27 protein-coding genes are annotated in these 22,606 nt (G+C 56.9%); 1 reads left to right on the top strand and 26 read right to left on the bottom strand.

Going from position 1 to position 22,606, the window contains the following annotated elements; translation table 11 throughout:
- Positions 1-11: 11 nt before the first annotated feature.
- From AC07VG_RS07950 to AC07VG_RS07895, 12 genes are all read right to left on the bottom strand, one after another.
- The gene (locus AC07VG_RS07950; protein ID WP_495020814.1) at positions 12-350 is read right to left on the bottom strand and encodes a TIGR03745 family integrating conjugative element membrane protein; all 339 of its coding nucleotides are present in this window, start codon (positions 348-350) and stop codon (positions 12-14) included.
- Positions 351-370: 20 nt separating this feature from the next.
- Positions 371-610 carry a TIGR03758 family integrating conjugative element protein gene (locus AC07VG_RS07945; RefSeq protein ID WP_495020813.1) on the bottom strand — a complete coding sequence of 80 codons (240 nt, stop codon included), beginning with the start codon at positions 608-610 and terminating at the stop codon, positions 371-373.
- Positions 607-960 (bottom strand): integrative conjugative element protein, RAQPRD family, encoded by a 354-nt coding sequence (locus AC07VG_RS07940; protein ID WP_495020812.1) that lies wholly within the window; start codon positions 958-960, stop codon positions 607-609. The genes AC07VG_RS07945 and AC07VG_RS07940 overlap by 4 nt, the downstream gene beginning before the upstream one ends.
- Before the next feature lie 113 nt (positions 961-1,073).
- Positions 1,074-1,385, bottom strand: coding sequence for a DUF4177 domain-containing protein (locus AC07VG_RS07935; RefSeq protein WP_495020811.1), 312 nt, complete (start codon positions 1,383-1,385; stop codon positions 1,074-1,076).
- A 75-nt stretch (positions 1,386-1,460) separates the two neighbouring features.
- On the bottom strand, positions 1,461-2,927 hold the full coding sequence (locus AC07VG_RS07930) for a UvrD-helicase domain-containing protein (RefSeq protein WP_495020810.1): 1,467 nt from the start codon (positions 2,925-2,927) through the stop codon (positions 1,461-1,463).
- 9 nt (positions 2,928-2,936) lie between these two features.
- Entirely contained in the window at positions 2,937-3,692 is a 756-nt protein-coding gene (locus AC07VG_RS07925; RefSeq protein WP_495020809.1) for a TIGR03747 family integrating conjugative element membrane protein, read from the bottom strand.
- Positions 3,693-3,765: 73 nt separating this feature from the next.
- A complete protein-coding gene (locus tag AC07VG_RS07920) occupies positions 3,766-4,566 on the bottom strand; it encodes a hypothetical protein (RefSeq protein ID WP_495020808.1) in 801 nt (266 codons plus the stop codon).
- A 28-nt stretch (positions 4,567-4,594) separates the two neighbouring features.
- Positions 4,595-6,817 carry a type IV conjugative transfer system coupling protein TraD gene (gene traD, locus AC07VG_RS07915; protein WP_495020807.1) on the bottom strand — a complete coding sequence of 741 codons (2,223 nt, stop codon included), beginning with the start codon at positions 6,815-6,817 and terminating at the stop codon, positions 4,595-4,597.
- 261 nt (positions 6,818-7,078) lie between these two features.
- Positions 7,079-7,582, bottom strand: coding sequence for an integrating conjugative element protein (locus AC07VG_RS07910; protein ID WP_495020806.1), 504 nt, complete (start codon positions 7,580-7,582; stop codon positions 7,079-7,081).
- Entirely contained in the window at positions 7,579-8,136 is a 558-nt protein-coding gene (locus tag AC07VG_RS07905; protein WP_495020805.1) for a lysozyme family protein, read from the bottom strand. The genes AC07VG_RS07910 and AC07VG_RS07905 overlap by 4 nt, the downstream gene beginning before the upstream one ends.
- On the bottom strand, positions 8,121-8,867 hold the full coding sequence (locus AC07VG_RS07900) for a TIGR03759 family integrating conjugative element protein (RefSeq protein ID WP_495020905.1): 747 nt from the start codon (positions 8,865-8,867) through the stop codon (positions 8,121-8,123). Before AC07VG_RS07900 ends, AC07VG_RS07905 begins: the two co-directional genes overlap by 16 nt.
- Before the next feature lie 39 nt (positions 8,868-8,906).
- Entirely contained in the window at positions 8,907-9,617 is a 711-nt protein-coding gene (locus AC07VG_RS07895) for a methyl-accepting chemotaxis protein (protein WP_495020804.1), read from the bottom strand.
- Positions 9,618-10,050: 433 nt separating this feature from the next.
- Here AC07VG_RS07895 and AC07VG_RS07890 point away from each other — a divergent pair, with 433 nt between their 5' ends.
- The gene (locus tag AC07VG_RS07890) at positions 10,051-10,383 is read left to right on the top strand and encodes a hypothetical protein (protein WP_495020803.1); all 333 of its coding nucleotides are present in this window, start codon (positions 10,051-10,053) and stop codon (positions 10,381-10,383) included.
- Between the two features lie 65 nt (positions 10,384-10,448).
- On the opposite strand, the gene AC07VG_RS07885 is transcribed toward AC07VG_RS07890, so the two are convergent.
- The 14 genes from AC07VG_RS07885 to AC07VG_RS07820 form a co-directional block, all read right to left on the bottom strand.
- Positions 10,449-12,698 (bottom strand): DEAD/DEAH box helicase family protein, encoded by a 2,250-nt coding sequence (locus tag AC07VG_RS07885; protein ID WP_495020802.1) that lies wholly within the window; start codon positions 12,696-12,698, stop codon positions 10,449-10,451.
- Between the two features lie 105 nt (positions 12,699-12,803).
- Positions 12,804-14,261, bottom strand: a complete 1,458-nt coding sequence (locus AC07VG_RS07880) for a DUF6094 domain-containing protein (RefSeq protein ID WP_495020801.1) — start codon at positions 14,259-14,261, stop codon at positions 12,804-12,806.
- 32 nt (positions 14,262-14,293) lie between these two features.
- Complete coding sequence (locus AC07VG_RS07875) at positions 14,294-14,899, bottom strand: hypothetical protein (RefSeq protein ID WP_495020800.1); 606 nt, start codon at positions 14,897-14,899, stop codon at positions 14,294-14,296.
- A 77-nt stretch (positions 14,900-14,976) separates the two neighbouring features.
- A complete protein-coding gene (locus AC07VG_RS07870; RefSeq protein WP_495020799.1) occupies positions 14,977-15,240 on the bottom strand; it encodes a hypothetical protein in 264 nt (87 codons plus the stop codon).
- Positions 15,237-15,521 carry a hypothetical protein gene (locus AC07VG_RS07865; protein WP_495020798.1) on the bottom strand — a complete coding sequence of 95 codons (285 nt, stop codon included), beginning with the start codon at positions 15,519-15,521 and terminating at the stop codon, positions 15,237-15,239. Before AC07VG_RS07865 ends, AC07VG_RS07870 begins: the two co-directional genes overlap by 4 nt.
- Before the next feature lie 10 nt (positions 15,522-15,531).
- On the bottom strand, positions 15,532-16,137 hold the full coding sequence (locus AC07VG_RS07860) for a DUF3275 family protein (protein WP_495020797.1): 606 nt from the start codon (positions 16,135-16,137) through the stop codon (positions 15,532-15,534).
- 103 nt (positions 16,138-16,240) lie between these two features.
- Complete coding sequence (locus AC07VG_RS07855; protein ID WP_495020796.1) at positions 16,241-16,573, bottom strand: hypothetical protein; 333 nt, start codon at positions 16,571-16,573, stop codon at positions 16,241-16,243.
- Positions 16,574-16,696: 123 nt separating this feature from the next.
- Positions 16,697-17,017 (bottom strand): hypothetical protein, encoded by a 321-nt coding sequence (locus tag AC07VG_RS07850; RefSeq protein WP_495020795.1) that lies wholly within the window; start codon positions 17,015-17,017, stop codon positions 16,697-16,699.
- Positions 17,018-17,292: 275 nt separating this feature from the next.
- Positions 17,293-17,832, bottom strand: a complete 540-nt coding sequence (locus tag AC07VG_RS07845; RefSeq protein WP_495020794.1) for an STY4534 family ICE replication protein — start codon at positions 17,830-17,832, stop codon at positions 17,293-17,295.
- A gap of 98 nt (positions 17,833-17,930) precedes the next feature.
- Entirely contained in the window at positions 17,931-18,182 is a 252-nt protein-coding gene (locus AC07VG_RS07840) for a hypothetical protein (RefSeq protein WP_495020793.1), read from the bottom strand.
- Positions 18,183-18,493: 311 nt separating this feature from the next.
- Positions 18,494-18,829 carry a hypothetical protein gene (locus AC07VG_RS07835; RefSeq protein ID WP_495020792.1) on the bottom strand — a complete coding sequence of 112 codons (336 nt, stop codon included), beginning with the start codon at positions 18,827-18,829 and terminating at the stop codon, positions 18,494-18,496.
- A gap of 926 nt (positions 18,830-19,755) precedes the next feature.
- Positions 19,756-20,196, bottom strand: coding sequence for a type IV pilus biogenesis protein PilM (pilM, locus tag AC07VG_RS07830; RefSeq protein WP_495020791.1), 441 nt, complete (start codon positions 20,194-20,196; stop codon positions 19,756-19,758).
- 243 nt (positions 20,197-20,439) lie between these two features.
- Positions 20,440-21,672 (bottom strand): shufflon system plasmid conjugative transfer pilus tip adhesin PilV, encoded by a 1,233-nt coding sequence (pilV, locus tag AC07VG_RS07825; RefSeq protein ID WP_495020790.1) that lies wholly within the window; start codon positions 21,670-21,672, stop codon positions 20,440-20,442.
- Complete coding sequence (locus AC07VG_RS07820; RefSeq protein WP_495020789.1) at positions 21,669-22,604, bottom strand: ATPase, T2SS/T4P/T4SS family; 936 nt, start codon at positions 22,602-22,604, stop codon at positions 21,669-21,671. The genes pilV and AC07VG_RS07820 overlap by 4 nt, the downstream gene beginning before the upstream one ends.
- Positions 22,605-22,606 lie beyond the last annotated feature (2 nt).

Here is a 22,606-nt window from a genome sequence, read left to right as displayed (position 1 = left end):
TCCAGCTCCCGTTACAAGATGCCGGTGGCTTTGGTGACCAGATAGATCCCGACACCGATGATGGCTACCCCGGCAGTGGCTGTGCCCCCGAGATCTCGCCATTTCTTCTTGCCATCGTGAATCTCGTGATACACGCCGAAAGCGTGCCAGGCTACGCCCAGGAACATCATTGCCAAAATGATCAAACCCATCAGCATGAAACCGTCGAAGCCCCAGTTCTGGATGGTTTGAAGAATATTGTTGCCCTCACCACGAGTGGGCGTCTGAGCTTGCGGAAGCGCCGCCACGGCCAGTTGCGGGAGCGTGATCATCCCTGCAACGGCGCAGAAGGGTTGTTTGAGTCGAGACATGGTTGAACTCCAGTTGGGGGTTAGCTGAGTACGAAAACAGTGATGAGCATGCAGAGCACGAGGATGCGGATCACTGAGGGGGCTGCGATTGATCTATCGAGGTTGTTGGTGGCCCAGCCTCGGTAGCAGCTGTAGATCGCCCAGGCGCCCCAAAGAAACGTAGCGGCCACAGCAACGCCAACGAAAAGGGTGTAGCTGGTAGATGCCGAGAAGCCGCCGGCAGCCTGAAAGGCCGAGGACTGGGCGCCGCTCATGCTCATGGCTTACGTCCTTGCTTCGTGTAATTGCCAGAAAGCTCGGCAGGGTCACGTGGCTGGGCTCGACTTGGGGTCAAGTAGCCTTCCAGGCCGTGGCGGATGTGCTCAATGTCACCGGCGAAGCGCTGGTAATCGAAGAAGTAGCGCTTGCCAGGTTCATCGGCGACTTGAGCGCTTCGGCGGGCAGTGTCCTCCAGCGCATTCAGCTGGCGGATCATCACTTCCAGGTTGGCCTGTTCTGACGCAGAGGCTGCAGACGCCTGGGGCATATGCAAGCCGTAGCTAAACAGTACGATCAGGCCTGCCCGGGCAAGGCGGTTAGTGAGTGCAGTGAGGGACTGATACGGGTTCACGGCTGGGCTCTGGTAATTCCTGTTGCCAACAGCTTGCCGGGTTCAGCCAGGCGCTAGCCGCAAGAAATACATAACCGGCTCGTCATGTATTTCTTCATGCGGTGTCGAGTCTCTCAATCTCCATGAATTGGGCGTTTGAAGAACAGCAGGTAGCCGGTGGGCAGGGCGATCCCATATGCCCACCCTTGCGCATTGTGGTTGCCGATCTTGATTTCTCCCTTGACCACCGGCTGGACGCTGACCAGCTCCCAGCCCTCGCGACCCAGTCGGGTAAGACGTTCCTTGTGCTCCGAGTCTTGCAGAAAGGCCTGGATGTCTGGCTCGGTTGTCGGCTCTTCAGTTTTGAACATCAGGAAGCTTTTGGTATGCACGCGGTAGAGAAGGGGAGCGAATTCAGAGTGGTATTCGAATGCCTGGTGGCTCATGTCAACAACCTCAATGTTCGGAGTCGACAGACTTTCAGCGCGGTGGGCGTGCGGGCAATCGAAAATAGGTGGTCGCTATGCCCTGGATTTCTGCGGAGTGGCACGAGCATCGACGTAGCGCTGCATGATCGACAAGACCATGGAGTTCAATGCCAGGATCTTCATTCCTCGGGTCACGGCAACATACAGCAGATTAAGTTCGTCATCCCGACGGCCCCGATCGATATCGGGGGCGAGCGGGTCCGCCGTGAAGTCGTCGTAGAGGCTGACGAAGTCCCATTCGAGGCCCTTGGCCTTGTGCCCGGTGGTGAGGGTCACGGTCGCGTCCAGTTCGTTATCCACTGAGCGGGAACGCAGGGTCTGGATGCGCTGAGGCAGGTCCGGGTAAGCAGCGATGATCTTGATCGATCGGAGCATCTCGCTGTCTTGGCTGACCTCCGCGATCTCTTCGTACTGGGTGAAGTCCCGGTAATCACGCAACAGTTTCTTGTTCTGGACGTCCTGATTGCGGCCTCGGCTGAAGAAGTACAGGTCCTCGAGGTCGCGTAGCGAGTAGCTGTTGATTCCCCCGACCCAGAAGATTTTCGGCTGGCTGGTGACCAGCCGTAACGCGTTCTCGATTACGCCAGTGACAGTGCGATGGATGAAGGTGCGGTGGGGGAGATCCTCCGGCAGTGCGCGTTTGACTCGCGTGTTGGGGCCAAGGCCCTCCAGTTTCCGGGCTTCCCCCTTATAAGAGAGGATGACGTTGGCCACGTGGGCAACCCCAGGGCCGAAGCGGAAGCTCTGGGTCAGGTAATGGCGTTCCGCGTCGGCCATCCAGTCGCTGTTGAGCGCGTCCTCGGCGCCGCGGAAACGGTAGATCTGCTGATGAGGATCTCCAACCGTCACTTTGCGGATGCGCTGCGTTTTCACGAGGTCCGCAATCACCGGGTTCACGTCCTGGCCTTCATCCAGGAGCACTGCCTGAAAGCGTTCACTTAGGTCCGGTTTGCTCAACTGGTACAGCTTCAGGTAACCGTCATGTGTAATCGCGACGCTTGTGTCCTGTAGGTCAATCATCCGGCTCCAGATGGACTGGGCAACGCCCAGGGCGCTGGTCAGGAAACGTTGCTGGGCGCTGGTCAGCATTCGTTGTTCTTGGAATCGAGGGAAGTGTGCGCTGCTCAGTTCCATGTCGGCGCTGGCCATAAAGTTGTTCAGCGTGCTGAGCACGTCGCGGACCAATTCCCAGTCCTGGCTGTTGATTGCCCGGGCAATATCAGTGAGGCGCAGGTTATTCGCCTGTTTGGCGGCGTATTGGCTGCCGTAGACCGCATAGGCCAGGCCATGGGCTGTCTTGCAGATGACGTTGCGTGGAAAGCGCCCTTTGGCTGCCAACTCGACGGACTTGTTGTAGCAGAGGTACAGCATTTTCACTGACGCATGGTGATTGGCGTAGCCCACCAACGTGGTGGTTTTCCCGGTACCGGCAAATGCCTGGACCAGCAGCTTGTCGCTGTTCGAATGGATAATGGGCTGCTGCTCTTGAGTCCACTGCATTTGCAACTCCTAAAGGTATTTCTTGAAGCTTGAAACAGTGATGTAGATGGACACGCCAAGTAGGACGGCGCACGGCAACAGGATCAGCAGTGGGCTGATGCTAACGGGGATGGCTAGGTACATCGTCCACGGCACGATGGCCATCGGGATGATCGTTCCGCGTGCTTTGTGATAGAGGTAACTGGACTCTCGCCCTGAGCCGAATTTACGCAGATCCCGCCTGACCAGCCCGTCTACCAGGCCGGTGAACGCGGCCATTAAAAAGAGCGGGATCGTAAGCGTCAGGATCACCATGCGAATGCAGAAGGTCAGCACGGTATAAAGCGCTGCGAGGCCGTAGTCCTGAAACTTGATCATCGCCCAGCCGATTTCGTAGCGGAGGTCGAAGTAGCCCACCTTCTGTGAAGAAGTGGTGCGGGCATACTGTGTCAGCGCATTGATGTTGTCCTGCAGCCCCGTTTTCACCATCAACCAGTCATACACCCGTTGAGCCAGCCAGGTTGCGGTTCGGCCAGGCTCTTGGACGACGACGCTGTGCAGCAAGTCCTGGGACAGCCAGCTCAGTTCGTGCTCGAACATCTGCTGGGCATGCTGCCAGCCTGCATCTGGCCAGAATAAGTAGAGGCATATCCACTCGACCAGGATCGCTCCCATCAATGAGCCGAACATGACCCCGATGAACTGGAAGGGCAACGAGAACAACATGCCCAGGACTGTTTTCTGACCTTCCTGCTGCTGTTGGGCTTTCTCGGCGATGTCGGCCATGGCGTTGTCCTTTAAACACTACGGATGGCCACTCTGGCCGGTCGCGACTTTTTTTTCGTGATGGTCAGACGGATCAAAAAATGATCCATCCGGGAGGGGCTTTAACGACGTTCGTGAACCAGCGAATTGCATGCTCTAGATTTTCAGTCTGGAGATGCCTCACTTCTTCCCCATCGACGCTGATAGTCACGCCTCCTGAATCAGGGGAAGTGAGATGTGCTGTGAAGACTTTCCCTTCTGCTTCACCTTCACCTATGTAGTAGGGAACACGCGCTCCTTGTTTGAAGAAGGCGATTTGCGCATGTGCGGCATACTGATTGCCGTAAAGGATCGCCCCGCAAGCCGCCTCTTCCCATAGATCCTGATTGGCATTAGCCCAATCCTGGCTGGACTCTTCAAAATCAACCGTATGAGCATATGCAGCCTCCCCAGCCGAACAGAAGACAGAGGCCGCCTCAAGCTTGCTCCGGTGTGCATTCACAAAGTTGTGCAGGGCTAATTCCGAATCAAGCAAACGAGCCTGCAATTCATTGATCCGACCCTCCCTCTCCTGCAAGCGTGTTTGCAGGTCGTTGGCCAAGCGCAGCGCCTGAGCCTCATCTTCGGCGGCCCATATATCCTCCTCGCCGACCGAGTAGGCGCGCAGCGGCCGGGTCAGGTGATCGGGTTTAGTATCGGTCGGTGCTACTTGTTGGTGGGTCATGCGTGCTTTGAAGGTGGCCCACAGACCGAGGCAAACAGCGCACAACAGCACCCATGCTCCTTCCTGTTTGGCAACCACATCAAGGGCCACATCGTGGTACAGATTCCATCCTCCGACGCTCAGTGTTGCGAACAGGCATCCGAACACTACATCCCAAAACGTCAATTTCATCGCGTTTCTCCAAGAGTCGTTTGCTTGCTTATGCGGCTCGTTCACCGTTGGCCATCTGCCGGAAGTCGTCCACCAGATCATCGGGTAGCGACTCGCTCAGCGACTGATAGCCTGGTGCTTGCCACCATTCGCTATTTGTTCCTGCCCCTTTGTTGCGCATGCCCTCGACCAAGGCCTGGAGGTCCTTGGGCATGACCTCATCAGGGTCGTTCGCCGGCAACGGCATGCGAATCTTCCAAAGGTTGCCACCTTCGATGAGCGCAAAGCATTGCCCCTTGGGCAGCCCGACGACGTGCGCGGGCTCGAGCATCGGAACGCTGACGCTCTGGACCTGGTCGTGTGTGTTTGAAGTGAATGCTGCCTTCCCGTTGATCGCGTCATTGGCGCTGCTCGCCAGCGTGCTGGTGAACACCTGAACTTTCGGCAACTGATTGGTCAGCAGCTCGGCGGTTGCGGTCTCCCTGACCCTGAGCATGAACAGGTTGTTAAAGTTACCGATCACCTGGCCAGCTTTCGCGCGGCTGCCGATCTTCGCCTCGATGTCGCTCATGGTCTGGGTGTACGCGGTGACCTGCATGCCGGCACCCCCGCCCTTGTTAATCATCGGGATGAATTCCTCGCCCATGAGCTCGTTGAACTCATCTGCATGGACGTTGATCGCCACCTTGCCGCTCGTGGCCCCGGGCAGGCCGTCGTCGATACCGAATTTGTAGATGTGGCCAGCGACCGACACCAGGTCACTGAACATGGAGTTGCCCACGGCAGCGGCCACTTCGGTGTCGGAGAGAGCGTCCAGGCCGATATAGACCACTGCGCGTTTTCGGATGACCTGCATCCAATCGAAGATCGGGCGCGGGTCCTCCAGGTCCATGTAGTCGGGAGAGAGCAGTTCCGCGATACGGCCCGTGGTCAGCTTCTCCAAGAGAGGGAGCAGACTCGCGACGATCTTGTCGAAGTATGTCTTGTCGTACCGAACTGCCGAGCGCAGGCCTTCCATAACCGGGTCGGCGATGCGCTTTTGTGTGACGTACATGTCGATCGCAATCACGCGCAGCGGCCGATCTTTCATTGCGAAGCTGAGTTGCTTGCGATCGATCTTTCCCTCAAGCGCAACAATGGTTTCCCAGGCTTTGGGATCGTGCTCAGCGAAGTATTGCTGGGCGTACTCTTCGAACAACGCGTCGATATTGATTACGTGCTGGCGGATCTGCTCGTAGTCCGGCCGGCGACCGAGGGCCACCAAGGCGCGGGCGATGATGTTCACGAACCGCCATGCGAATTCGCGGAAAGCTGCTGAGTTACCTTCTCCGGAGAGCTGGCCAGCGATTCGTGTCGCAACTTCGGAAATTCGGCCGAAGCGGCCGACGGCGTTGTAGCGCGCGGAGTGATCCGGCCATCCGAGGTGGAACACGTAGAACTCGTCCAGTCGGCCAGCGCGCTTGCACTCGATGTACATGCGTTTCAGGAGATCGGCATCGCCCTTGGGATCGAAGACAATAACCACCTCACGATCGAGGTTCATTTCCGTGTTCTGCTTCGTTCTGCGATGAACAGGCTGTACGCGGCGTCCCATCCGGACTCGTGGTCTTGATCGCTGCCGAGTGCGTCGAATGTCCTGAGTGATGAAGAGTTCCGCCAGACGGGTTTTACCCACCCGTGTAGTGCCCAGCACGAGGGAATGCCCGACACGTTCGCCCAGAGGCAGGCTGACGTCTGCTTCGTAGGGTTCAATACCGTGCAGGCGGGGCAATCCGCCAACCTGCGGGAGCGGGCGGACAGGGTTCAGCGCAACATCCCAGGCGGTGGCCTTGCTCAGCAGCTTGAGTGGGAAGGGCGCGAACTCAAGCCGCTCTTCAATACGACGAGCCATCTGGTACAGCGGTGTCGGTTCTACGTACTCGGCGTATTTGGGCAGATAGGTGTCCATCAAGCGCTGGGTATGTTTCTGCGTCCAGCGGAAGCCCTTCCCGATGAACAGGCGCTCGTTGCTGACCGGTATGTCCTTGCTTGTCATCTTGTAGTGCGGCAGGCGACGGATGTTTCTTCGATAGCGCAGCACAAGCAGGGCCTGTCTCAGACGGATATAGCCAAGTAGCAGGAAGCCCGCGGCGGCGACCGCTCCGAACAACGGCGTCAGGGCAATTGTCCAGGGAGCGAAGACACACAGCAGGGCTGCAGTAACGCAGACAAGTACCGTGTAGAGCTCAACGGCGGGTCTAAGCAGCGCTTCGATGGTGAAGGTGCTGGCCATGGTTCCATATCCTTACGGTTGTCGAATTCGTTTAGGGAACTGGTTGGCCAGCTCCTGCCTGGCCTGTTCGGCCTCATGAGCTGGTAGCTTCTCTGCCAGCTTCAGACGGAGCGCGATGGCGTCTCCGTGCTCAGTCGAGGTCACGCGGCCACCGTAGAGCCAGACCACGTGAGCCACTTGCTCCAGGAGAAGCTGGCAAGCTCGCGGATCTTCAGGCTGTCGGATCACCATGGTGAGACTCCGAGGTGGCATCAGGCGCTCCTACTGCTGAATGGCTGTGGCAGTGATCAGCAATGGGTAGTGGTGGATGCCGAGGCGTCCAGCCAGGTCATCCGCCGGCGTTGGCACTACCTGGAGATCACCTGCCCAGCGCCGTACTTCGTTAAAGCGCTTAGCGCTCTCTACGTTGACTACCAGGCCCACGGCCTGCATTTGCTGCAGTTGATTGTGACGTTGCGACAGCCAAGCCTTGGAGCGCTCGTCATCCCCTACAAGAAACATAGGTTGAAGCCCTGGTGCATTGATCACGCGTCCCTGCGCTTCGCCGGGTGTCAGTTGAGGGGAGCGCACGGGAAAGGCGCCTGCACCGCGGACGCCAGGGTTCGGTGGTGGCGCGGATTGGGTATCGGGTTCTGGCACCAGATCCTGGTAATAGGGCAGCGCGGAAACACCGCCTCGATCTTCGACAACGGTCAGAGAGCCCGCATTAGCTGCCAAGGGCGAGGTCAGACATAGCAAAATTGTGACGTTCAGCAGTCGCTTCATGGGTTGTTCGCCATTAGGTTGATGCCGGTAACGCGGCTGAGGTGTTTGGCAAATTCACGGCGATACCGTGCTGCTGGCTCGCCGCCGGCAGGGCGGTGATAGCGTCCGGCCGCAGTGATCCAGTCGCCGCCTTTGGATTTCTGCTCGGCGAGGATCTGCGCGGTCACTGAAAGGTTTTTGTATGGATCGAGCCCCTCGCAGGGGCTGCTGTAGCGGTGGCCGTTGGCTCCGACGTTGGTTTGCCCCAGACCGACGTCGACCCGGCTGGGGCCGGCGGTCTGGATTGCAATGATCAACGCCCGGCAGGCATCGCTCCGGGTGGCGAAGCGGTATCCGGCGCCGGCGACGTTCAGTGTCCAAGGCCAGGGGACAATCTGGCCACGGATACGAGTGCCGCTTTCCTGGAGCGCGACCGAATACAAAACCTCAGATGGGACGCCAGCAGGCCGGGCTATCAGCTGATAGGCCGGTGGTGGTATTTCGAACGCACTGGCGAGTGCGCTGGCCAGCAGTAGGCTGCCGGCCATAGCTGTCCGGGCTACTGTCGTTGCCATTGTCCATTCACCTCGCGAACGACTGCCGGAAGATCGCCGCCGAGGCCGAGACCGAGCCAACGACCGGCATCGTGGTTCAGGGTGATCTGCCGATTGCGGACGTTGGTGGGTTCGACGCCGGCGAGGATCGCCCAGCGGCGAATCCTCTCGTCATCGCCCTGACTGCCGACGAAGTAGAGGTCGAAGGACTGCTTCTGTGCCTGGAGATCTTTCACTCGTGCGATACAGCTTGTGCAGTTTTCCTGCACAAATATCGCCAGGCGCCCATCGCTCTTCAGTACCGGCTGACCACCTGCAGGAGACGCTTTTGGGAGCGAGGAGATCTGGATGACCTTCTCGCTGGGGTACAGCCGTGCGAATGCTTGGTCATAGGCCCGCTGATAGGCCAACTCCTTGTCGATACGCTGACGCTCTGCCCGTACCTGCAGTTCGGCATATCGTCGGCGCTCTTCAGCGCTGGAGGCTTCTATACCGAGTGCTGTCAGCGGGTCGAGGCCTGGCGAATAGATGCCGCGCGGGCCCTCCATGACGGTCTGGTAGCGGCTCCACTCCTGAGGTGTCAGACCCCATTCGCGGGCCAGTTCTGTCTGGTGGGGGCTTTCGAGTGTGCTCTTGGACTCGATGGAGGCCTGTACGGTTGATGTCGCAGGGGCTGGAGCAGCATGGCAGCCATAGGCAAATGCGAGAGCAGCCAAACCGGTAAGGAATCGTGTTGCGGTCAGAGGATTCATATTTCTGCGGAGAGTGATGGCGATGTGCATGTCGAGGTCCTATTGCGCAACGGTTACAGTTTGCGGAGTGCCGGCGACGTCGAAGCGTGCGGATTTTCCATCCAGAGCGTTGAGCCGCCAGGAAGTACCCGCCACGGCATCGCCTGGCCGGATCAGGTAGATCTGACTCAACTGCGTGCTACCTGGTGGGGCTACGGACAGAAATCTTTCACCGCCCCTGTATTCGATGCCGACCACGGTGAAAGGCGGAGCCTGTGGCGTGACGGCGCTGGAGCTGGGCTTTGGCGCTGGAGGTGCTTTCCGAGCAACGGCCTTCGGTTTGAGGGCAGCATCAGGGGGAGGCTTTATCTGGGATTTGCTCAGTTCCTGGAGGCGGCTATCGACGGTTTCGATGCTGGCCTTGAGCATTACGAGCTCGCCCGCAGATGCCGCGTTACGAGAGAGGTCCTGGGCTGTCTCAGTCGCTTGTTTTGCATAGGCCTGAGCGGCGTCGATGCGGTTGGAGAGCGCCTGTTGACCCGAACGAAAGTCATCGTTGGAGACCAGGTGCTTGCCGTCAACGGTGTCCAGTCGTTCGTCGACCTTGCCCAGTCGTGTCAGGATGGCATCGAGCGAATCCTTGTCGGCGGTGGCGGCCAGGCTGTTGTTGAGTTTGGATAGTTGATGGTGCTCGTAGCCCAGCAGGCCTGCCAGGACGATGAGGCAGAGACTGAGAATCAGGGTGGTACGAGTAGGGCGTGGTAGGTTCATGGGCGTCCTCGCGCGGAAACATGGACACCCTCTCAAATCGTTTTAAATGGTGCAGTAGGAAATACTTTTTCCAATCGATGTGTTTTTTTTAAGGTGGTTAGAGCCTGGTTCAGGCTAATCTATGCTTGCATTTTGCCACCATCTGAAAAATACTTTGCAGACACGACCGATTTTCAAGGATGGCGTCATGGGGTGAGTAGTCTGATAGGAGGATAGTCCTGCTGGGTATCAAGACTGGGTCATCCAAAGCGCCGAGGGTTGCTACCGTTTCAGTGTTTCATTCGACCATCTTCGTACTCGAGCTGCTTGGTTTTTCTAAAGGCACTTAAAGCCATGTCTCCCAGAGTATCTAGTGTTGGCTTTTGAAATGTATGTTTCTTCTAGTTGGATGGTTTTAGGTCAATCATTTTTTTGTAGTGGGAAGTCAATGTAAATGAGTCTTCTACCTGAGTCGGCTAATGTATGGTCCTCTTTTAACGCAGCAGAGAATCTTCATGCAGAGGATGATCCAGGTAGTTTGGATAATCTTTCTCTTCCCGCATCGGTGCGTGCAGAAGCAGACTTGCGTGAAAGCGCCATCTATATGGCTTCGAACGATCTAGAAGTCAAAATTGCTGGTGCCATTGCTGACGGGTTTGTTTCAGGGGTCCAGGCCGCCGGTGATTTATCTAAAGATACTTTGGTTCTATTTCGACGATATTTTTCAATCATGACTGTGCGTCGTTTGAGTGAAATTAGTGAGCCTTTAGCAGTTGCTCTTTCTTGATGAGCGCCAGGTATACCATCAGAAACAATTAATTGAGAAGAGGCCACCGTCAGGTGGCCTCTATGTCATGCAGCTATGAGTTGCCTTGCCAGCGCCATCTCAACCGAATCCCCATCCTGGTTCAACGAATCAAGCCCAGACTCCGGTACGTCTCCTGACGTGCTTTGAGCCACCGCGATCTTCGCGGCCATAAGCTGCAGGCAGGTAATCTGCGAGCTGCCTGCATAGCCGAAGAACACCACCCGAACCGGCTGCTTCTGTCCAATCCGCCACGACCGCCGCGCTGCTTGCTGAAGGGTGTACACGTTGTACCCCGTCTGTAGGAACACAATGGTCGGAAAGTCGAGCAGATCCAGCCCGGTCTTTACCAGCTCCGGGTTGGTGATCAGCACATCGATCCCACGGTCAACCTGGTCGAGAATCCAATCCTCGCGCCGCATGGTGTCCACTGAAGCCCTCAACACCACCACCTTCAAACCGGTCTGGTCCAGCAGCCGTTTCAGCCGAGAGGTGGTGTCGCGTGTTCCGCTGTAAACCGTGTAGGCCAACACCTTGCGGCCTTTGGCTTTCTCCGCAAGGCACAGGTCAACCAGCGCCTGTTCTTTGGGCATCAGATCGTCATCCCCGAAAATCGGAGGGACGAGCGCCAATGTCTCCCTGGAGCGCGGATGTTTGACCATCTCCGGCCGGAAGCAGCAGTCCGGCCATGCCAGCAGCACGTTGAGCACCACGCCCATCAGCGTGGTGTCTCGTCGGGCCAAAGCCTGGCGAAGCGCCTGTGTCAGCTTTCCGGCCAGTTGCTGATAGGCCGAGGCCTGCTCTGCAGACATGGTGATGTCGACGAACTCTTCCTGGTATGCCGGCAACACGTTGCCGCCGATATCCTTCAGTTTCAGGAATACGGTGTAAGGCAGCACGAAACGATGAATACCTTTCGGGCCGAAGCCCGGAGCTTTCACCGTTCGAACCGAGAGCTTCTTGCCCTTGGCGGTCTTGTGCGACTCGTTGTCCCGCTCGGTGTAAATGTCCTTCAGCACGCCGTGATCACGCATGAACGACATGGCCGCTGGAGCCATGCTGCCCCGGGCGTTCGGTCGGTAGCCATCCTCGATCATGCTTCGGGTGAGGATCCGGAACAGGAGATAAAACAGATCATCGGCGTAACCGCCCATCAAGGTGCCGGTCAGCAGCACGGTTTTCCGCGCTTTCGCTGCCAACACCCCCATGGCCTGGCCCTGGGCCGATCCGCTGTTCTTGTACTCATGCCCTTCGTCCACTACCAGCAGGTCGAAAAATCCATCAGGCAGGTAGCGTTTGATGAATTCCGTCGGTTGGTAACCCCCTTCGCCAAAGCCAAACTCGATGTTGGCCATCGCGCGCTCCATGCGCTTGGCTTGGCGGTCGGTGAAGATGAAGTTGCCCTTGGCGTCCATAAGGTTGATGAACTCGCTGACGTTATCCATCAGCATCGATGCGAGGAAGTCCTCCCCGAAGTCGCTCAGCAACCGTTCTGCACGCACTGGGCCGATGGTCGGGATCCGACACATTGACTTCAGGATGATGGAGCGCCGGGAACCGGTGTCCGCTTTCCCGGGGCGTATCAGTGTCCAGAGTGGGCCGGCGCAGCGTGGGCAGGTTCGCCGGCGTTCTTCTCGGTGAAATTCATCCAGTGTGATCAGATTGCCCTCCAGGTCCTCCAGGACCTGGCCGCAATCGGGGCAGCCGGCCAGCAGGCGTCCGCCGGTAGACCGACGTGGCCAGCATGCCAGGCGCCAGTGAAACCCCATCCGCATCCGCACGCGCCCAAGGATGAAGAATTCCGGTCGTCCGTCATAGGCATCGCCCAGTTGGTCACGCAGCTTCAGCAGTTTGACCAGGGTGTCAGGTCCGTTGAGCACCCAGACACGGGCGTTCGGTAGGGTTTCGAGGATCTCCCGTCGCCATTTGTAGCCCAAATGTGGCGGTGATATGACCAAGGTTCTGCGGTAGCCGGCGTTGTGCATGACCGCCGCCACGGCGATGGCCATCATGGTTTTCCCGGTGCCCATCTCGGCGTTGATGATGGCGGCCTGTTCGTTGCGATCGAGCAGTAACGCGGAGACCGCTTGCACGACATCAGCTTGGGCCGGGAAGGGACGGCGTTTGAGTCCGTCCATCACCAGCTGGCGATTGGCGTTTAGGTTCCCGGCATAAACCGGTGGATTGGAGCGGTTGAGGGAGTCCAGCAGCTCGTCGCCGAATTCATCAATGAATTCAGTCAGGCCAATGGTCAGGGGTGAAAGAGGGGCTTGAGAGCCTTGGGACAGATCGTTCATGGTGTTTCTCCTGGGAGGCGGAAACAGGGCATGCACGACACCCCGGCGGGTATGTGCATACCCTGCGGGTTGGTAGAGGAAACGCCTGGGTGGCGTATGGGTGAGTTAGTAGTCGGAAGGCAGCAGGATGGTGGTCACGCTGCGATCTGATTCGGTGATGATCCAGAGCCTGTTTTCATCGGCGGTGTCGATGTCATAGGCGGAGAACAGTCGATCGCCTGTGTTCAGTGCTTGTTGGTTGCTGTTCCAGTCTTCGTCGCTTAATTCCCCCCAATCCCCCGTCAAATGACGCCGAAGGTAGGAAGTAGGGTCGAGTGCACCGTGCTCCACCAGGTGTTGCACGGACCGAGCCAGTGCCAGTTGGCCTGGGGCGAACAGCGAGCCTGTGTAGGCTGGAGGTTCTGGAATCGCTGCAGGCGTATCTGGATCGGCCACGGTGCTCGGGGACGAGCTGATGGTCAGTACATGGCCATGGTTGCAGGAGCCTGGCGTCATATCCCATGCCCGAATGATGGGCACAAAGCGGTCGGTCAGGATCCGTACCTCAGAGACGTTACCGTCCTCGTCCTCGGTGAACTCGGTCTTGCGGACCTTATCCTTGTAGGTGTCGCCCTTCAGTACCAAGGTACGTCCGGACTTCGATCGCACTACACCGGATATCGCGCCGGCAGCCAGCGCTAAGGCCAGGTGCCAACGTGATAGGGCTCGTACGGGAGGCCTTGATGGGACTCCGTTTTGACCGAAATGCAAGGTGAAGTCGGGCCAAAGGCCTTTCAACCGTGTGACCTCCTGCTGGAATTGGTCCGGTTCGAGCGTCATTCGGTAGAAGTGCTCGAGGTCGGTCGATGCCGGCAGCACCCGATACGGTTCCCATGGCCAAATGACCGGGAGCGTCTCGGCGTTCCGCAGGTCGGCGCCGATCGTCAGAAGACGTTCACGCACCAGGGTAACCTCCCGCGGCCGGGCCAGATCCTGGCGTCGGACACGGATACCGAAGATCACCACCTGCTTGAAGGTCGGGTCTGATCCAGCGTAGATCCGCAGTTCAGTGAAGTGATTGCACAGCCAGCCACAGAGTTCCTCGTCCAGGACATAGTGCGGAACGATGAATACCAGGACGCCTCCGTACTGCAGCAGAGGAAGTGCCCGTTGGTAGAAGGCCTTCTCTAGTCGACGACGACCGTTGCCCTGATACTGCGAAGCACCGGAGTGGTCGGCCACCAGATCTCCATAGGGTGGATTGAGCCAGAGCAGGCCGAAGGCCTGGCGCGAGATCATGGTGTCCATCAGATCGCTGTGCAGCACGCGATCGAGCAGTGTCCTGGAGTGATCGGCACGCTCTCGGTCGTATTCGATAGCGTAGGTCTCCACGTTGTCACGCCCGAGGGCATGCGCAGCTTCGGCCAGGGCCACACCTTCGCCGGCACAGGGATCGAAGATCCGCATTCTGCCGGTGGAAGAGGGGGCCAGGGCCTGCAGCGTTCGCTCCAGGGTGACTTCGTCGGTGGGGTAGTAGCCATTGCGGGCGAAGTTGCGCGCCAGGCGTGGGAACATCAAAGCCATTGAGACCTCCTTGAGTTAGGTGTGGCCCGGGATTAATTCCGGGCTTCGGTGGTGAGTTGCCCTTGGCGAATCAGATCGCCCAAGGCGGGTTCGAGCACGTCGAGTTGCAGTGACAGACGCCAGGCCCTGATCGAGCCCTGTCCTTTGGGTAGTGGTTGCAACATGCCGTGTCGAGTCAGGGCGTCCAGCACGGGCTCGCGCCAGTGTTGGAGTAGAGGTAACGGGCAAGTTTCGGTGACCAGTGGCCAGAGCCGTTGTTGAGGTGCCTGGCCATCCTCGAGGAGGGCGTAGGCGAAGTGATTGGCACGATCGGGCTGGGCGCAGCGCCGGTCGAATAGCCATAGATGCAGGAGGCTGCCGAACAACGTTCCGCGGAATTGGCGAGTGGTGCGTTTTTCCAGCAGATCGGTGTTGGGAAAGACCGGAAGGCTTCGGTCGTCGACAACGATGTGGAACTGATCCAGACCGTTTTCGGCTGAGCCGAGTGTCAGCCTGGCCAGGAACTCCTGCAGGGCCGTGTCGCGGCCCCAGGCGGAGAAGAAGACCAGGTTGCGCTGTTCATCGCAGACGCATGCATCGACGTACAGGTCAGGACATTCGTCGACCTGATACAGCCGTGTGGGTGATGGGGTGGGCATTGAGCAGTCTCCGGATCGGAGGGCAGCCCCGCCCCGGAAGGGCAGGAGGCTGCCCCTCGGGGTGAATAGATGGTCGGTTATCGATCGCGCTTGAATGAGCGGGTGTGTGGGTCAAAGCAAGTGGTTGTGTCACCCTGGAACAGAGGTGACTGACCAATCATGTAGAGGTTGACCTGATACAGGGAGCGCAGTTGCAAGGCCGCGTCAGCCTGTGCTTCGGTCAGCCCGATTTCGATAAAGTGCTCGCGCATCTCATCATCATCGGACACTTCGTTGTTGGTCAGTTGGTCTTCGACGGTCAGCAGGATGTGCTCGCCGATATCGGAGAAGATCAGATTCATGGAGTACTTCCTTGGTGCTGGGGCTTCTGTGCAGAGAGCCCCTGACGGTTAAGTCTTTGATACAGCCGGTAGGCTGTTTCATTTGCGAACTGGCCGTCATCAGCGTTTGAGGCGTTCTTAACGAGCGTTTGCAGTGCCTCCAGCGCCAGATCTACGAGTTGACGATCAAAGAGTGCCTCTCGGAAAAGATCGGCAACTTCGTCAAATCCAACTTCCCTCAGAGCAGAGCAGGTCAGCAAGAGTGCATCAGATACATCAGGGGTGTGGTAGCGGTTATTCATGAGGTTTCCTCTATGTCGGAGATTGGCAGTTCCAGGATTGCTGCTTGAAGTCGTGGACGTAGCCCAGCTCACCCAGGCGGGTGCATTGGGCGCGCAGGCGCTGACGATCGACGGTGGTGTCCAGCCTGACGGTTTTTCCGAGCGGCCAGATGGTGCCGAAGAGTTCGGTGTCATCGTCGATGGCGGTCGTGCTTGACGACTCAATGCCGAATGGCGCGTCATCAGCAGATGGTTGAATGCTTGTGGCCGGTGCGGCCGGGCGGTGTTTTCGAGGCTGTTGTGTTGTGCTGGAACGCGGTGTTTCTTCGTCCAGTGGGTCCGGTTCATTGGTGGTCAGTCGAGCAGTGTCTTCAATCGTCAGCTTGTCCACATCGTCAAGTGACATACCTGCAAGCACTGCTCGTATCTCGACAACTAGGCGACCGCCTGCTGAGTAGTGTGCAGGCTGAATTCCCCTAATCGCGAAATCGCCCCGGTACTTGCCTTCGCTGTATTGTTCCAAGAGTGCGTCTTTGATCACGAACTCGCCGATAGAGGTTGAGAGGCGCCCGACGTTGAAGTCTCCGTTGCGACCGGTAATGGTCCGGATGGCCAGCTGGCCCGGGATATTGATCATGGGGTACTCCGTATCGCAGCGAGTAACCGCCGTGAGGCGGGTATTCGCAGGGAGAAAAAGAGCCCGACGATGTCGGGCTCAGAGAGGATGGTGGGGTGTGGCGTCAGATCCAGAGTTCTGACTTTTCATCTTTGAGAGCGATGTGTATGTAGATCATGCCCGTCGTTGCGACGACCAAGCGCAGAGTGAGATCCAGCCAGACCCTTTCAAAACGGTCGCCTTTGGGGGGAAACCGATACAGGCCGAAATTGATATGTTCGGCATCGGGCTGTAAGTGCAGTTCCTTGTAAGCAGCCATGACCACCTCTGCGAGCCGACTGCTGCTTTCAGAGTCGTGTCGCGGCTCTTCGACGTGTACCGATTCGAGCCATGCAGCAGGGGTCAAAACGACAGGGAACTTGTAGTAGCTTGCGGACTGCTTAGGTGTGTTCGACATGAGTGTTCTCCAGGTATGGGAAACACCTGGCCCGTCCGGGAGGTGGTTTCCCGATACGGTTTGTCAGTTATGTGGTTGTTGTTGCCTTTCATCCAAGACGACAGGTGTTAGAAAATTACGCTATCAAGGCCAATCGTAATCTTCGAGTGCAGGTTCGTAGCGGTTTCGTATGTCCCAGTACTCCTGCAACAAGCCGTACTCGGTTAAGAGCGGGCTGGCGCTGGCATCGGGAGAAAAACCGTTTTGGTGATCCATCAACGCCAGGTCAGTGAGCAAATCATGAACTGACGCCCAAAGATCCTCTTGCAGACAGTAGTGTGGGTGTTCATGAGAGGAATCTCCGATGATAGGAAATTTTGCGTCCAACCTTCTGTGAACGTTTGCTTGTGCAGTTAAGAGGCCGATATTAATAATCAACGGCAAGCGATGTGGGTTATGCAGCATGGTGAGTCTCCAAATAACGGAAGTCACCAGCTCCCGAAGGGTGGTGTTCCCTTCATGTATGTCTTTTTTAGACGAGAATCTTTCAGTTGGGCTTTGGTCTAACCAATAGGTCGGTTACGACCATTAGCTACGACGTCGTCAGTGGCCTCATCGATGAGTTCCCAGGCAATAACTCGATGCCTGTTGTCAGCCAACCACTCCGTCGCTGAGTGAAAGTCCTTTTGTAAATAATGATGAAAGGCACCCGAAGGTGCCTTGCAGTTTGTTTAAGTAAATTAGGAAGCTCTCCGCTGCCGTTTGGCAGGCGCTGGCTTGACCTGTTCTTCTACGACCGGCTCGGGAGCATCGCTGCTTTCGAGTGGTGCTTCAAGAGGGACTTGGTCCTGACCTTGATCAGTAACTGGTGCTACTTCACGAGGTTTGGCTTCGTAGACTGTTTTTCCATCTACTTTGATCCAGCCGATAAAAAGGAGGCGCCCCTTGAGGGATATTCCTGTTTGTCCTTTTTTATCGCCCTTGTCGTAAGTGAAGGTGTCAGGCCAGATATCGCCGATACGAAAGCTCACGAGGACCTTTTGGCCTTTATTAGTAACTGCATCTTGGCAACGGCGAATTAGCCTTTCTGCTTCTTCACCGACCACGTTGCAGTCAATATAGGTATATTCCACTTCATCAGAGGAACCCCGCAAGGCTGCAACAGTGACAGCCATAAATGGCTTACCTTTTCGAACCGACACTTCACGAATCCGGTTGAGGTAACCGATGCCAGTAGTGTGCAGGTCGAAGAACTTGGTTTCGTTGGTTTGGTTGCTCATGGTGAATCTCCAATTTCGAAAAAGCAGAAAGCGGAGAAACACTTCGCCCTTGGGGGAAAGTATTCCCCGCGAGGGTGGGTAGAGCTTGAATGTGTTGCTTAGTGTACGAGCTTCATTGCAGCGATCAGCACGCCAACGGCAGCTGACAGCATGACGCCCATACGCAGAGTCAGTTTGACTTCGAGTGCCGAAATATCAGTCTTGATTTCAGTACGAAGGTTCGCAATATCAGCCTTGGTCGCGAGTAGCGAATGCATGTCGTTCTCCAAAGCATCAATGACTGCGTTAGCTTTCTGCTCCGGAACATTGATCGAGATCAATGCTTGGTAGAGAGCCAGTTCGGTTTTCATCAGACCTCCAAAAAATCTGAGAGGCCTGCCCAGACGGGAAAGGCCCGTCGTGGGTGGGATAAGGTGCTTCCATCGACTGAAGTCGACTGATCGCGCTACCGGAAGCTGTGGCGATCTAAGGGGAGATCAATGCGGTAAACCGCATCGTAGTCTTGAGGATCCTGACTACCTGGGCATGTTGCTGACGACGTCAGCGATACATGTACACAGAATGGAAATGCCGCTATCGATTGTCAAGCCTTTGCAGCAAAAAAACTGCCAGGGAAGCCTCCCCAGCGGGAAGGTTCCCGGCTGGGGTGAGTGGCACCAACTCAGCAAGCAGCTGGTGTCAGTGAGCCAACGAGAGCTGTATTTACTTGGTCAGCATCTGTTTTCCTGGAACGGCGTTTACGGGGGGCCTTTTGGACCACTCGGGTGTTCGCCTCATACCAGAGATTTAGATCGATACCGTCATATGCCCGAAGCATTGCCGGCTGGCGATCCATGTCACGCAGGACGTTGTCTGGAACACAGGGCGGCGGTAGTTGAACGCAAGGAACAGCCTTGGCCTGGGGGACGGGCGATGCGCTGGTTGTTTTCAGTGTACGCAGGAATTCCCGGGCGACGGTGCCGATTGCGTAACCGATGTTGAAGGTGACTTTGGACATGGTGTTTCTCCTGCAGGTTGAGATGCGGAGAAAGCACTGGCCCTGTCGGGGAAGTGATTCCCCGCGAGGTGAGTTGCGTCAGATGCTTCTATCGACGGTTGTCGACTGGTCGCGCTACCAGAAGCTAAGCGGCCTTGGGCGGATCAAACACAAACATCGTGTCACAGTCTTTAAGGTCCTGACTGTCTGGGCATGTTGCTGACGACGTCAGCAGGGCACGTCCATATACTCAAATAGGGAATGGGATGTGTCAAGCAGGGGAGGGGAATTACGGGGGGATGATGCAGAAATAAGCCAAAAGGAGAATCTACCGAGGCAACTGGGTCAGCAGTCACTCTCGGCTTTGGTGATATTAAAAATGTAGAGAATAATGCCACCTGTGAGAGGTTGAAGCGTCATTGATCCCTGGGCTGTGATCTGGACGTCTCATTTTCTTCACCTGGCCGATTATCGTGGCTGAGGCCAGCAAACATAAGGCACGCATCCGCGCACAAAGGGAGCCCTTTTTATCGCCGGTGGGCCACCGGCAGGGAAAAGCGGCTACCAAAAGGTAGCCTGATGATCCTGGAACAAGACCATCAGGCTACCCATTGTGTGAGCTTTAAAAAGTGTGGGCCACAACACCGGTGTGGCCCTTGGATTACGATGCTTCGAACCTCAAGAGAACCCTATGTGCCTTTGAGCTCGCTATTCACGAGTTGACGGCTGCGTGTCTGGCTGGAACAGGGAGACACAGGGAAGATCCTCAACCAGGTCCGCACGCCCTTCCCGGAGCTATGCGTGCTTATTGGGTTGGTGATGGGCGAACCGCATCACCGGGCACTACTGATGACCGTCAGTAGCCAGCGGGGTGGAACTGTTACTGTAGACATTGTGGCACAACGTGTTACGCGCTGCCAGAGAGCCCGAGCAAGGCGATGACGCAGCTATCTGTAGGCCACTGCCGCACCGTCGGGGATGGTGGGTGGAATCATGATCGCCGTGGCCCCGGCAGCGGGGCTGATCAAGCGCCCTGCCGAAACATAGCCCACAGAGGTTGAGGCATCTGTCAGCACTGCAAGCTCTGCAACCAGGCCGGCAGGCGGTGATGCATAGAATGCGTAGCTGTTGCCGGCGACGATGTAGCCATCGACGCCCGGTAGATGTATGAACCACGAAGGGAGTGATAGAGAGGCGTCGGCAACTCGGCCAGTGATTCCAGTGTTGGCTTGAGCGTAGTTTGCCAACGCATTCCTGTACGCTAGCAGGTTGTATGCAATTGAGGTTTCCTCAGCTTGCTGGGAGGACTCTTCGGCTCGGTATAAAAGATCATTCGATGTGCCTAATACGAAGCCTGCTACCAGCAATATGACCCAGAGAAGGGGCATGGTGAATACCTCAAATGCGATGGGGATTTAGTTCAGGCTGATTGCTTTCGCAGTCTCTTGCAGTTAACGCAGTCACAGCTGTAACCGTCCTCTGCCTTGGTGCTGTTTGAGACCCGTTTCAGAAGTGCAAAAATAGAAATTAAGATTGCGGCTGCTGAAACTCCCAGGGTGATTTTGCTGTTTAAGTCACACAAGGTTTGGTTTCCCCTAGTTCGGATTTTTAGGTTTTGGTAGGTGTGATAGTTACCAGCAGATGTATCCGTTAGAGTCAGATCCTGTAAATGCCGAGAACTGCCCAGTAGGCCTTGCCGTTGTTCCGCCAGGGCAAGAGCACCCGCCGGTCTTTGTGTTAGAAATAAAACAACCCGTGTAAATGTTGGTTGCAAAGGTACCGCCAAATCCGCTGCCGGCCGTCCATCCTCCAGGTTCGCAAGACAGTGGTGTACCAACGGCGTTCTTGGCCATGAGGCGTATATCGCCGCAAGGGGTGCCCTCGACGGCGACGCCGTCTAACTGCAGATATTCGCCAACCTCCGTCCGCCCTTCGGACGTGACCGTTCCCCCGCGGAGTTGACCAGGTGTGTAGACCCCTTTGTTGCCGTATGCACGGATCCAGTTTGAGTCCGACATGTACCAGCCACCTCCCCACTTTTCGCTGTACCAGCCCGTGTCTCCTTGAGTGCGAAACCAATTTCCTGTGTAGGTTTCTCCCGAGATCCTCGCAGTGGCCCCCGTTACGGTGCCGGCAGCGTTGACGTCTCCACCGGCAGTCACAGTCCCGGAGGCTGTAACGTTTGCAGCGTTGTTGATGTCGTTGGTTCCCATGTCCAGCGCGGTTTTCATCCGGTTGAGCTCGGGCTTACCAGGTACCGCATTGCGGTAGAGATAGTCGTTGGCCAGCGAGCCGTCCTGTAGGAACAGTGCACTCGCGGTGTGCCCGACGCCCGGGTTCATACCGTAGTTGCTGAGCGTGATCTGCCATCCTCCTCGCACACCCTGGACGATGCTCGCGTTGCTGACGGGGATGAATCCTCCCGTTCCTCCCAGATTTTCAGCGATCTCACGAGTGCCGATTTCATCGATCGTTTCGCCACCTGTGGTGATCACGATTGACTCGAGCTGGTTAGGCGCTGGGGCACGAGCGAGCACAAGGAGGGTCTGCCCGAAAGCGTTGGTGTCGCTGAAGCCTGCTGGCAGGTAGTTCGTGCTGCGTAGCATTGCGACGGTGATTTGGGCCGGGACGGTGGGGGTGGCCAAGGCAAGCACTGCGCTGAAGTTGTCCTTCAGGTATTTCGCGGCAGCGTCGGCCACTGCCTGTTGCTGCTGAGCCGCGATCTGGTAGTTCTGCGAGTCCATCCGCTGACTGAGTAGATTGGCGCCGATCGCACTCATCAGGCTGAAAACGATGATCGCGAATAGAAACTCAATCGCAACGTAACCCCGTTGCTGTTTCTGCCAGCTCAGCTTGGTGTTCATCCCCATACCCCCCTCTGAGATTGGTTCGCCACGTCCTGGTCCACTTGATTTACGTGTCCCGTTCGGATTTTTTCGCGAATTCCCGGGCCGTCCTCACCTGTGAACAGTAGGCTTCTGACCTTGAGCGTCGATCTTCCACGATCCTTTTCTAGGGTCTGAAAAACAACGGCCAGCAATCCCTGAGCAAGAATCTCCCGGGCATTACTGATTTTCGGCTGAGCGAGAGCTGCAATGTACTCAATTGCCTGTGAGGGTGACCCGGAATGCGTAGTCGTGACGATGAAATGACCGTTGATTGAGGCTTGCACAACCAAGGCAGCGGTATGTGCATCACGAATCTCTCCGACAAACAGCAAATCGGCGCGAGTACGTAATGCACGGAGGAAGGCTTCTTCATAACCACCTGTACGCCGGGAAACCTGTATTTGAATACATCGTCCCTGGCCATGCTTGCCGTTGAGGTTGGTTTCGTGTGGATCCTCGATAGCGAACGCGATCCCACCACACTCCACCAATCGCGCCACCACTAGGGAAGCGGCGCTAGATGTTTTACCGGCGCCCATTTCACCGCAGAAAATAACTAACCCCCTGGAAGTATCATTCAACAAAGTGGCGACCAAATCGTCAGGGAAGCCAAGTAAGTCAAATCGCAGGATTGTCGGTTTTGCTTTCGATATCGCAAACACCTCCTTACCCATCGAATCTACGATCTGTGTGACACGTAGCACCACACCATCCTCGATCAGCGAAAACTCCGGATCCTGAAACTCAGCAAAGTAAGCGGAGCATTGAGCTTTCAAACGAGCGAGGTCTTCGGTCCAGTCCGCTGGAGCCTCGACCCTTTTGGTCTCAGCTCCGTCCAACCCTTTAACGTCGCTGAAGCCTTCGCCCAGGTAGAGGTCGACGAAGTCTGCCTCAGTGATCCGACTCATGG

Source organism: Pseudomonas sp. GW821-FHT03C07 (assembly GCF_059420925.1).
This window is presented reverse-complemented; position numbering and strand designations above follow the sequence as displayed.

Coding starts and splice junctions, on each gene's coding strand:
- AC07VG_RS07855 (WP_495020796.1), bottom strand. CDS start 16,573: ATGTCGAACACACCTAAGCAGTCCGCAAGCTACTACAAGTTCCCTGTC.
- traD (WP_495020807.1), bottom strand. CDS start 6,817: ATGGCCAGCACCTTCACCATCGAAGCGCTGCTTAGACCCGCCGTTGAG.
- AC07VG_RS07925 (WP_495020809.1), bottom strand. CDS start 3,692: ATGGCCGACATCGCCGAGAAAGCCCAACAGCAGCAGGAAGGTCAGAAA.
- AC07VG_RS07880 (WP_495020801.1), bottom strand. CDS start 14,261: ATGGCTTTGATGTTCCCACGCCTGGCGCGCAACTTCGCCCGCAATGGC.
- AC07VG_RS07845 (WP_495020794.1), bottom strand. CDS start 17,832: ATGAGCAACCAAACCAACGAAACCAAGTTCTTCGACCTGCACACTACT.
- pilV (WP_495020790.1), bottom strand. CDS start 21,672: ATGAACACCAAGCTGAGCTGGCAGAAACAGCAACGGGGTTACGTTGCG.
- AC07VG_RS07835 (WP_495020792.1), bottom strand. CDS start 18,829: ATGTCCAAAGTCACCTTCAACATCGGTTACGCAATCGGCACCGTCGCC.
- AC07VG_RS07905 (WP_495020805.1), bottom strand. CDS start 8,136: ATGGCAACGACAGTAGCCCGGACAGCTATGGCCGGCAGCCTACTGCTG.
- AC07VG_RS07930 (WP_495020810.1), bottom strand. CDS start 2,927: ATGCAGTGGACTCAAGAGCAGCAGCCCATTATCCATTCGAACAGCGAC.
- AC07VG_RS07950 (WP_495020814.1), bottom strand. CDS start 350: ATGTCTCGACTCAAACAACCCTTCTGCGCCGTTGCAGGGATGATCACG.
- AC07VG_RS07820 (WP_495020789.1), bottom strand. CDS start 22,604: ATGAGTCGGATCACTGAGGCAGACTTCGTCGACCTCTACCTGGGCGAA.
- AC07VG_RS07875 (WP_495020800.1), bottom strand. CDS start 14,899: ATGCCCACCCCATCACCCACACGGCTGTATCAGGTCGACGAATGTCCT.
- AC07VG_RS07900 (WP_495020905.1), bottom strand. CDS start 8,867: ATGAATCCTCTGACCGCAACACGATTCCTTACCGGTTTGGCTGCTCTC.
- AC07VG_RS07860 (WP_495020797.1), bottom strand. CDS start 16,137: ATGATCAATATCCCGGGCCAGCTGGCCATCCGGACCATTACCGGTCGC.
- AC07VG_RS07865 (WP_495020798.1), bottom strand. CDS start 15,521: ATGAATAACCGCTACCACACCCCTGATGTATCTGATGCACTCTTGCTG.
- AC07VG_RS07850 (WP_495020795.1), bottom strand. CDS start 17,017: ATGCTGCATAACCCACATCGCTTGCCGTTGATTATTAATATCGGCCTC.
- AC07VG_RS07870 (WP_495020799.1), bottom strand. CDS start 15,240: ATGAATCTGATCTTCTCCGATATCGGCGAGCACATCCTGCTGACCGTC.
- AC07VG_RS07885 (WP_495020802.1), bottom strand. CDS start 12,698: ATGAACGATCTGTCCCAAGGCTCTCAAGCCCCTCTTTCACCCCTGACC.
- AC07VG_RS07910 (WP_495020806.1), bottom strand. CDS start 7,582: ATGAAGCGACTGCTGAACGTCACAATTTTGCTATGTCTGACCTCGCCC.
- AC07VG_RS07890 (WP_495020803.1), top strand. CDS start 10,051: ATGAGTCTTCTACCTGAGTCGGCTAATGTATGGTCCTCTTTTAACGCA.
- AC07VG_RS07920 (WP_495020808.1), bottom strand. CDS start 4,566: ATGAAATTGACGTTTTGGGATGTAGTGTTCGGATGCCTGTTCGCAACA.
- AC07VG_RS07945 (WP_495020813.1), bottom strand. CDS start 610: ATGAGCATGAGCGGCGCCCAGTCCTCGGCCTTTCAGGCTGCCGGCGGC.
- pilM (WP_495020791.1), bottom strand. CDS start 20,196: ATGCCCCTTCTCTGGGTCATATTGCTGGTAGCAGGCTTCGTATTAGGC.
- AC07VG_RS07935 (WP_495020811.1), bottom strand. CDS start 1,385: ATGAGCCACCAGGCATTCGAATACCACTCTGAATTCGCTCCCCTTCTC.
- AC07VG_RS07895 (WP_495020804.1), bottom strand. CDS start 9,617: ATGAACCTACCACGCCCTACTCGTACCACCCTGATTCTCAGTCTCTGC.
- AC07VG_RS07840 (WP_495020793.1), bottom strand. CDS start 18,182: ATGAAAACCGAACTGGCTCTCTACCAAGCATTGATCTCGATCAATGTT.